General features: G+C 47.9%; 1 protein-coding gene. It reads right to left on the bottom strand.

Annotation, left to right across the window (positions count from 1 at the left end; translation table 11 throughout):
• Positions 1-116: 116 nt before the first annotated feature.
• Positions 117-1,628: L-glutamate gamma-semialdehyde dehydrogenase (gene pruA, locus ACLIBH_RS14290; RefSeq protein WP_439317389.1), on the bottom strand; the 1,512-nt coding region annotated here is incomplete at its 5' end.

The raw sequence follows: 1,628 nt of genomic DNA, 5'->3' as shown, positions 1-1,628 counted from the left end.
CGAGCGTGCGGAGGCCAATCATGAGCGTGGGAAGCTTTTTTCGGAGCGCGCGAGCTGTGTAATTAAAAAAGCTAGGGCGCCCCAAGAGGGGCATCCTAGCTTTTTACGTTGGTGCTTTATAGCATTTCAGATGTTGTTTTTCCTTGCATATGGTGGATCAAGTAGTCTGGGCCGCCTGCTTTGGAGTCGGTTCCTGACATGTTGAAGCCGCCGAATGGCTGGTAGCCAACGATCGCTGCTGTACAGCCACGATTAAAGTATAGGTTTCCTACGTGGAAATCCTCTCTTGCTTGCTCAAGGTGGTCGCGGTTATTTGTAATAACAGCGCCAGTCAATCCGTAGTCGGTGTTGTTGGCAATTGCTAACGCTTCGTCAAAGTCCTTCGCCTTCGTTAAGCCAACAACCGGTCCAAAGATTTCCTCCTGCATAATGCGGGCTTCTGGATCGACATCTGCGAATACGGTCGGTTGAATGAACCAGCCTTTCGAGTCGTCGCCCGTTCCACCGGCAATAAGCGTTCCTTCTTTTTTACCGATTTCGATATAGCTCATAATTTTATCGTATGCTGCTTGATCGATAACAGGACCAGTAAAGTTCTCGTTGGATGCCGGATCGCCTGCAACCATTTCCTTCGTCAACTCAGCAACACGGTCTTTTACTTGCTCATATACGTCCGCATGAATGACGGCACGTGAGCACGCCGAGCATTTTTGACCAGAGAAGCCGAATGCAGATTGGACGATCGATTGTGCAGCAAGCTCTAGATCTGCTTCGTTATCAACGACAATCGTATCTTTTCCGCCCATTTCAATAATCGTACGCTTCAACCACTTTTGTCCTTTATCTTCATGGACAACCGCTGCACGTTCAAAAATGCGCGTACCTACTTCGCGAGAGCCTGTAAAGCTCACGAAGCGCGTGCGTGGATGATCCACTAAATAGTCGCCCACTTCGCTTCCTGGACCTGGAATATAGTTGATAACACCTGCTGGAAGCCCTGCTTCTTCAAGCACCTCCATAAATTTATACGCAATTACCGGCGTTGTACTTGCAGGCTTTAAGAGCACGGTATTTCCGGTGACCATCGCAGCAACCGTAGTCCCTGCCATAATCGCAAATAAGAAGTTCCATGGCGAAATAACAAGCCCGACACCGAGCGGAATATAATGAAACTGGTTGCGCTCAATTGGACGGCTATTTACTGGTGCACCGTCTTTTAGCTCGAGCATTTGGCGACCGTAATATTCTAAGAAATCAATTGCTTCTGCCGTATCCGCATCGGCTTCCTTCCACGGCTTTCCGCCTTCCTTCACCAAATGGGCACTGAATTCATGCTTACGACGGCGAACAATCGCAGCCGCACGGAATAAAATATCTGCACGAACAGATGGATCCGTTTTTCGCCACCATTCAAACGTTTCATCCGCTACTTTCATTGCTTTTTCCGCCAAATCCTTATTCGATTTCGAAACATACCCGATAATTTCCTCTTTATTTGCCGGGTTTACAGAAACGAGCTTTTCCTCTGTCGTAATTCGCTCGCCACCTATAATAAGCGGATATTCCTTACCAAAATCAGCCTCCACCTTTTTCAAAGCGTCCAGCATCGCCTGCTTGTTTTCTTCAAT

The organism is Virgibacillus sp. W0430 (genome assembly GCF_051846935.1).
Classification (GTDB): Bacteria; Bacillota; Bacilli; order Bacillales; family Amphibacillaceae; genus JBPYCR01.
The sequence above is the reverse complement of the archived record's forward strand: the minus strand, read 5'-3'. Positions and strand labels throughout refer to the sequence as shown.